This window comes from Actinomycetospora sp., assembly GCF_055612215.1.
In genome coordinates, this window is the sequence record NZ_JBVPVA010001052.1 from 1 (window position 1) to 7,039 (window position 7,039).

9 protein-coding genes and 1 pseudogene are annotated in these 7,039 nt (G+C 74.0%); 7 read left to right on the plus strand and 3 right to left on the minus strand.

Going from position 1 to position 7,039, the window contains the following annotated elements; all coding sequences use genetic code 11:
- On the minus strand, nt 1-2,186 hold a 2,186-nt coding region (locus AC0CYZ_RS28455), incomplete at its 3' end, for a DEAD/DEAH box helicase (RefSeq protein WP_472221472.1).
- Nucleotides 2,187-2,264: 78 nt separating this feature from the next.
- On the opposite strand from AC0CYZ_RS28455, the gene AC0CYZ_RS28460 reads away from it, so the two are divergent.
- Nucleotides 2,265-2,645: a hypothetical protein gene (locus AC0CYZ_RS28460; RefSeq protein WP_472221473.1), complete on the plus strand. Its 381-nt coding sequence runs from the start codon at nt 2,265-2,267 to the stop codon at nt 2,643-2,645.
- A 44-nt stretch (nt 2,646-2,689) separates the two neighbouring features.
- Here AC0CYZ_RS28460 and AC0CYZ_RS28465 read toward each other — a convergent pair whose 3' ends face one another.
- Nucleotides 2,690-2,938, minus strand: a complete 249-nt coding sequence (locus tag AC0CYZ_RS28465) for a hypothetical protein (protein WP_472221474.1) — start codon at nt 2,936-2,938, stop codon at nt 2,690-2,692.
- Between the two features lie 83 nt (nt 2,939-3,021).
- Between AC0CYZ_RS28465 and AC0CYZ_RS28470 the strand changes: the two genes are divergently transcribed.
- From AC0CYZ_RS28470 to AC0CYZ_RS28495, 6 genes are all read left to right on the plus strand, one after another.
- Nucleotides 3,022-3,684: a class I SAM-dependent methyltransferase gene (locus AC0CYZ_RS28470; protein WP_472221475.1), complete on the plus strand. Its 663-nt coding sequence runs from the start codon at nt 3,022-3,024 to the stop codon at nt 3,682-3,684.
- A gap of 181 nt (nt 3,685-3,865) precedes the next feature.
- The gene (locus AC0CYZ_RS28475) at nt 3,866-4,849 is read left to right on the plus strand and encodes an NADPH:quinone oxidoreductase family protein (RefSeq protein ID WP_472221476.1); all 984 of its coding nucleotides are present in this window, start codon (nt 3,866-3,868) and stop codon (nt 4,847-4,849) included.
- 22 nt (nt 4,850-4,871) lie between these two features.
- Nucleotides 4,872-5,708: an alpha/beta fold hydrolase gene (locus AC0CYZ_RS28480; RefSeq protein ID WP_472221477.1), complete on the plus strand. Its 837-nt coding sequence runs from the start codon at nt 4,872-4,874 to the stop codon at nt 5,706-5,708.
- A gap of 9 nt (nt 5,709-5,717) precedes the next feature.
- A complete protein-coding gene (locus AC0CYZ_RS28485; protein WP_472221478.1) occupies nt 5,718-6,194 on the plus strand; it encodes an OsmC family protein in 477 nt (158 codons plus the stop codon).
- Between the two features lie 156 nt (nt 6,195-6,350).
- Nucleotides 6,351-6,494, plus strand: a complete 144-nt coding sequence (locus AC0CYZ_RS28490) for a hypothetical protein (protein WP_472221479.1) — start codon at nt 6,351-6,353, stop codon at nt 6,492-6,494.
- Nucleotides 6,491-6,706 (plus strand): hypothetical protein, encoded by a 216-nt coding sequence (locus AC0CYZ_RS28495; protein ID WP_472221480.1) that lies wholly within the window; start codon nt 6,491-6,493, stop codon nt 6,704-6,706. Before AC0CYZ_RS28490 ends, AC0CYZ_RS28495 begins: the two co-directional genes overlap by 4 nt.
- Nucleotides 6,707-6,725: 19 nt before the next feature.
- Here AC0CYZ_RS28495 and AC0CYZ_RS28500 read toward each other — a convergent pair.
- Nucleotides 6,726-7,039 (minus strand): annotated as a pseudogene (locus AC0CYZ_RS28500) (hypothetical protein); the annotation flags it as partial.

A 7,039-nucleotide genomic window follows, 5' to 3' on the forward strand; every position in this document is an offset into this window, starting at 1 on the left:
CGCACGAGCACCCGGAAGGCTCGCTCGTTGCGGGTGACCGGCGGCGGGCCCTGGTCGATCGGCGCCGCGTCCGAGCCCGCCGCGTCGAGCTCGGTCGGATTGGAGAGCGTCTCCCACTCGTCGAGCAGCGAGGAGTCGGTCTGGCGGACGAGCTCGCCGAGCCAGGCGATGAGGTCGTCGAGGTCCTCGGTGCCGGCGGTCTCGGGGATCGTCTGGCGCAGTGCCCGGTAGGCGTCGGTGAGGTAGCGCAGGACGAGGCCCTCGGAGCGGGCGATCTTGTAGTGCGAGACGAACTCGACGAAGTTCATCGCGCGCTCGTAGAGGTCCCGGACGACGGCCTTGGGGGAGAGCTCGGCGTCCCCGACCCACGGGTGGGCCTTGCGGTAGGACTCGAACGCGGGCTCGAGCAGCTCGGCCAGCGGCTTGGGCCAGGTGATCTCCTCGAGGCGCTCCATCCGCTCCTCGTACTCGATCCCCTCGGCCTTCATCGCCCCGACGGCCTCACCACGCGCCGCGTTCTCCTGGGCGCGCAGGACCTGCTTCGGGTCGTCGAGGGTCGACTCGACGACCGAAACGAGGTCGAGCGCGTATGTCGGCGACTCCGGCTCCAGCAGGTCGAAGGCGGCCAGCGCGAACGGGGAGAGGGGCTGGTTGAGCGCGAAGTCGACCTGCAGGTCGTCGACGAGGCGGACGGTGCGCCCGGCCTCGTCGGGAACCTCCAGGCGCTCGACGACGTCGGCCTCCAGCAGCCCGCGGAAGAGCTGGATCGCGCGCAGGATCAGGCGCCGTTGCGTGGGGCGGTCGGCGTGGTTGTCCTCGAGCAGGTGGCGCATCGCCGGGAAGTACGGGCCGGGGCGCTGCGCGACCTGGAGCAGCATCGCCGTCGTGACCCGCATCTGGCTGGTGAGCTGCTCGGGCTGGGCCTCGACGAGCTTCTCCATGGTGCGCTCGGACCAGGAGACGAACCCGTCCGGCGGCTTCACCCGCACGACGCGCCGCTGCTTCTTGACGTCGTCGCCGGCCTTGGCGAGGCGCTTCGCGTTCTCGACCTCGTGCTCGGGGGCCTGGACGACGACGTAGCCCGCGACGTCGTAGCCGGCCCGGCCCGCGCGTCCGGCGACCTGGTGGAACTCGCGGGCGCGGAGGTGGCGCACGCGCTGGCCGTCGAACTTCGTCAGGGCGGTGAACAGCACGGTCCGGATGGGGATGTTGATCCCGACGCCGAGGGTGTCGGTGCCGCAGATCAGCTTGAGCAGCCCGGCCTGGGCGAGGGTCTCCACGAGCCGGCGGTACTTGGGCAGCATCCCGGCGTGGTGCACGCCGATGCCGTGCCGGACCAGCCGCGAGAGCGTCTTCCCGAACCCGGCGGTGAAGCGGAAGGAGCCGATGAGCTCGGCGATCTGCTCCTTCTGCGCCTTCGTCGAGACGTTCAGGCTCATCAGCGCCTGCGCCTGCTCGACCGCGGCCGCCTGCGTGGTGTGCACGATGTAGACGGGGGCCTGCTGGCCGGCGATGAGCTCGGAGATCGTCTCGTGCAGCGGGGTGGTCGACCAGCGGAACGACAGCGGTACCGGGCGCTCGGTGTGCGCGACGACGGCCGTCTCGCGCCCGGTGCGCCGCGTCAGGTCGCCCTGGAAGAACGAGACGTCGCCGAGGGTCGCCGACATCAGCAGGAACTGGCACTGCGGCAGCTCGATCAGCGGGACCTGCCAGGCCCAGCCGCGGTCGGGGTCGGCGTAGAAGTGGAACTCGTCCATGACGACCTGGCCGATGTCGGCGGCCGCACCCTCGCGCAGCGCCCAGTTCGCCAGGACCTCGGCGGTGCAGCAGATGACCGGCGCCTCGGGGTTCACGGCGGCGTCGCCGGTCAGCATCCCGACGTTGGCGTACCCGAGCTGGGCGCCCAGGGCGAAGAACTTCTCGCTGACCAGCGCCTTGATCGGCGCGGTGTACACGCTGCGCTCGCCGCGGGACATGGCGGTGATGTGGGCGCCGAGGGCGATCAGCGACTTCCCGGACCCGGTGGGGGTGGAGACGATGACGTTGGCGCCGGTCACCAGCTCGATGAGCGCCTCGGCCTGGGCCGGGTAGAGCTCCAGCCCGCGCTCGGCCGCCCAGGCGGAGAAGCCCTCGAACAGCTCGTCGGGGTCCGCGCCGGGGGTGGGGAGGAGGGTCGGGGTGCTCATCACCGTCCATTGTCCCGGACGGAGGGTGTGCCGAGTCGATCGACGGGTGGCCGGGCGCCCACGGGGTACCAAGGGCCCATGGCACCCCGTCGTTCGTCCACGTCCTGGCTCCCTCGCGCGCTCGGGGTGGCCACCGCCGCCTACAGCGTGGCGATCATCGCGAAGCCCGAGCTGTTCGCCCGCCCGACGAAGCTCGCCACCGGTCGGGACGACCTGTCGCGCGGCACCGCGATCGGCATCCGCGCCCTGGGCGGCCGGGACCTCGCGTCGGGCCTGGCCATGGCGTTCGCGCCCGAGGGGACGCCGCTGCGGACGGCCGTCGCGGTGCGTGTCGGGTCCGACGTCGTCGACCTCGTCCTGCTCGGGACGACGCTGCCCGACACGCAGGCCCGCGGGAAGGCCGCCGCGGTCGCGGCCGGCTGGGGTGCGCTGTGCGCGCTCGGCTTCTGGGCGGCCTGAGGTCCGGCTTCTGGGCGGCCTGAGGTCCGGGCCGGGGTGACGGCTCAGACGCTGCTCTGGTCCGCCGGCTCGACCTCGGCCGCGGGCTCGACCCGCAGGTGGTAGACACCGGCTCCCGCGGCGAGCGGGTGCAGGTCGTAGTGATGGACGACCTTGGGACCGTCGTGGAGGTGGGTGTGGGTCACCGTCGGCAGCGGGGCACCGTGGCGTGCCTCCCGTACCTCGACGCGCCCGTCGAGCGGTCCGCCGAGGTAGAGCAGGACGGCGTCGGCCGATGCGTCGTCGTCGGACATGGTCTGCCTCCCCGGCCTCACCTGGTTGCCGAACAGGGTAGGTCGGCCCTCGCGTGGGCGCTGCGTCCGTCCGGGGACATCTCGTGACGTCGGGTGAGCGGAGTGCGACGGATGGTGGTGACCTCGACCAGCAGGTCACCGGGTGGACTGCGCCCGGCACGGCGCCGCTCGTCGGCGAGGTCACGCTCCTGCTCGCCGACGACATCCACCGCACCTGGTCGCGGACCGACGAGGAGGCGCCGCCGTTCTGGGCCTTCGCCTGGGCGGGCGGACAGGCCCTCGCCCGTCACGTGCTCGACCACCCCGAGCTCGTCGCGGGGCGCCGCGTCCTCGACCTCGCCGCCGGCTCCGGGATCGTCGCCATCGCCGCGGCGCTGGCCGGCGCGGCCCACGTCGTCGCCTCCGACTCCGACGCCCGGGCCCGCGTCGCCGCCCTCCGCAACGCCGCGCTCAACGACGTGACCCTCGACGTCGTCGGGGATCTGGTGGGGGAGGACGCGGAGCTGGAGCTCGACGTCGACGTCGTGCTCGCCGGGGACGTGTTCTACGAGCAGCCGATGGCGCGCCGGATGCTGGAGTTCCTCGACGAGGCGGCCGGCGTCGGCGTCGAGGTCCTGGTCGGGGACCCGGGACGGGAGTACCTGCCGCGCCGCCGGGTCACGCCGCTGGCGACCTACGACGTGCCCGGCACGACCGATCTCGAGGGTCGCGCGGTCACGCCCCCGAGGGTGCACCGCTTCGTCTGAGGTCCGCCGCGCCGGCTGCACGGCGGGTGGCGTAGGCGGTTGAACATGCCGAGGGCACCGTGCTCGGTCGGTGCCCTCGCCATGATCAACCGCCTACGCGGTGAGGACCGGACCCCTGCGATCACCCTCTAGGGTCCCGACGTCGGGTGTGCACGCACGAGGCGAAGCCGAAGGAGTCCGCATGCGCGCGGTGCAGGTGAGCAAGCTCGAGGGACCCGACGCCGTCGAGGTGGTCGAGCTCGACGAGCCGGTCGCCGGGCCGGAGCAGGTGCTCATCGACGTCGAGTCCGCCGGTGTCGTGTTCCCCGACCTCCTGCTGTCCCGCGGCGAGTACCAGATGCGCCCCGAGCTGCCGTTCGTGCTCGGCTCGGAGGTCGCCGGGACGATCCGCACCGCACCGGAGGGCTCGGGCTTCTCCCCGGGCGACCGGGTCGCGGCGATGTGCGTGCTCGGCGGCTTCGCCCAGGTCGTCGTGGCGGCGGTCGACCAGACGTTCCCGCTGCCCGACGAGGTGTCCTTCGACGTGGGTGCCGGGCTACCGATGAACTACCTGACGGCGCACTTCGTGCTCGGGCAGCGCGGTCGGCTCGCGGCGGGGGAGACCGTGCTCGTCCACGGCGCTGCGGGCGGGGTCGGCATCGCGTGCATCCAGTTCGCGAAGGCGCGGGGCGCGACGGTCGTCGCCGTGGTGTCCACCGAGGGCAAGGCCGAGGTCGCGCGGGCGGCCGGCGCCGACCACGCCGTCCTCGTCGCCGACGCCGACGGCACGGGCTTCAAGGACGCGACGCTGGCCCTCGTCGAGGGGGGCGTGGACGTCGTCGTCGACCCCGTGGGCGGCGACCGTTTCACCGACTCGCTGCGCAGCCTGCGCCGCGGCGGGCGCCTGCTCGTCGTCGGGTTCACCGCGGGGGAGATCCCGACGGTGAAGGTGAACCGGCTGCTGCTGCGCAACACCGAGGTGATCGGCGCGGCCTGGGGCGAGTGGGCCTGGGGCACGCCGGGCTTCATGCGCGGGCAGTGGGAGGAGATCGTCGACGACGTCGCCGCGGGCCGGCTCGCACCGCCGATCAGCGCCACCTACCCGCTGGCGCAGGCGGCGGCCGCGGTCGGCGAGCTCGCGGAGCGCCGGGTGACCGGGAAGGTCGTCGTGCACCCTTCCCGCTGACGCGCGAGTCGGAGGCGAATCTGTGGAAGCATCGGAGCCCGTCCAGGTCGTCGTCCGCCCGGAGGTCCCCGTGCTCGCCCACACGCGCAGCGGCACCGGAGAGCCGCTGATCCTCGTCCACGGGATCACCCACCGCCGCGAGGCCTGGGACACCGTCACCCCGTACCTGGAGAAGGAGCACGACGTCATCGCCGTCGACCTCCCCGGGCACGGTGACTCCGACGACGTCGAGCCCGACTTCGACGGCAGCCCGCGCCCGCTCGTCGACGCCGTCGAGGGCCTGGCCCGCGACCTGGGGCTCGAGCGGCCGCACGTGGCCGGGAACTCGCTCGGCGGCCTCATCGCGCTCGAGATGGCCGCGCGCGGCACCGTGGCGTCCGCGACGGCGCTCTCCCCGGCGGGGTTCTGGTCGCCGATCGGGCGCACGTGGGCCCGCGGCGTGCTGCTCGGCGCGAGCACGGCGCTGCGCCACATGAGCCCGGAGCGGCTCGACCGCGTCCTCGCCGGCAAGGCCGGGCGGATCGCGCTCACCGGGCTGATCATGGCCCACCCCGGCCGTCAGGACCCCGAGGTGCTCGCCCGCGGCCTGCAGGGCCTCGCCCGGCCGCGGGAGGGCTTCGCGGCGATGCTCGCGGGCCTCGACCGCTGGACGACCCCGCGGCGCTCCGACGTCCCGACGATGGTCGGCTGGGGCAACCGCGACTACCTGCTGCCCCGCGCGCAGATCCGGCGGCTGCGCCAGGTGCTGCCCGACGCCCACGTCGTCGTCCTGCCCGACTGCGGCCACATCCCGATGGCCGACGACCCGGCGCTGGTCGCCGAGGTGATCCTCGGGAACGCGCGCCTCGCGCGGACCTGAGCCGGTCCCGTGGCCCACGAGTACCGCCTGACGGTCGACTGGCACGACGACCCCGGCACCGTCGACTACCGCTCCTACACCCGCCACCACGTCGTCTCGGCCGGGGGCAAGCCGCCCCTGGACGGGTCGTCCGACCGCGCGTTCCGCGGGAGCCCCGAGCGCTGGAACCCCGAGGAGCTCCTGGTCGCGGCGCTCTCGCAGTGCCACCTGCTGAGCTTCCTGCACGCGGCGGCCGACGCCGGCGTCGTCGTCACCGCCTACACCGACCACCCGGTGGGCCGGATGACCAAGGACGACGACGGCGGGTGGTCGTTCGCGTCGGTGGTGCTGCACCCCGAGGTCCGCGTCACCGTGCCGGAGGCGCGCGGAGTGACCGCGCCGGACGCGGACCTCGCGGCGCTGCACCACCGGGCCCACGACGCCTGCTTCATCGCGCGGTCGGTCGCGTTCCCCGTGACGGTCGAGCCGGGCACGGACCCCCGGTGAGGGGCTCTTCCCGGTAAGGTCGCTGGTGACCGGCCCGGGGCGACGCCCCGGAAGTCGCCTCCGGGACGAAGAAAGGCGGGCGCGCCCTCGGGTGGAGATCCCGTCGGCCTGTCCCGACCCCGCCCACCGACACCTGGTGGGCCGAGGGAGCGCCCCGTGTCAGACAAATCGCCCCGCCAGACGTCGAGTCAGAAGTCGGACAAGACGATCAAGGAGAAGCGGGCCATCAAGAAGGCGAAGAAGGGCGACTCGGACGGGTCGTCCGCCAGCCCCTTCCCGACGCGGCACGGTGCCGCGTGATCGGCCGCAGCCAGACCGAGCCCGTGGGCAACCGGGTGACGCTCGCGCACGAGGAGGAGCTCGCCGCCCGCGGGTCCGACCAGCGCCGCGTCGCCCGCGTGGTGGCCGCCCGGGCGATCGACGTCGAGGACTGCCGCGAGCTGCTCGGCATGCTCGGACTCGGCGCGGCGACCGGGATGCCCGAGATCGACCCGCCCACGCGGCGGCCGTGAGCGGGTCGGTCTCCGGCGGTCAGTAGCCGGACGACGATCCGTAGGAGTCACCGCCGGCGGGCGCCGCGGGGGCCGGCGACGCCGCGCCGCCGCCCGAGCCCGCGGAGCCGTAGGCCGACCCCGAGCCGCCGGACGCGGCTCCGGACCCGGAACCCCCGGAGCCGGAGCCCCCGGCGGCCGGGGCGGGTGCGGCGGCCGCGACCGGCTTGCCCTCGGGGTTGAGGGCCTTCCACGTGCCGCCGACGCCGTTGCCGGTCGTGTCGCCCGGCTGGGTGTCCTTCGCGTAGCGGTAGAGCGGCCACCCGTTGAGGGTCAGCTGCTTGGTGCCGTCGG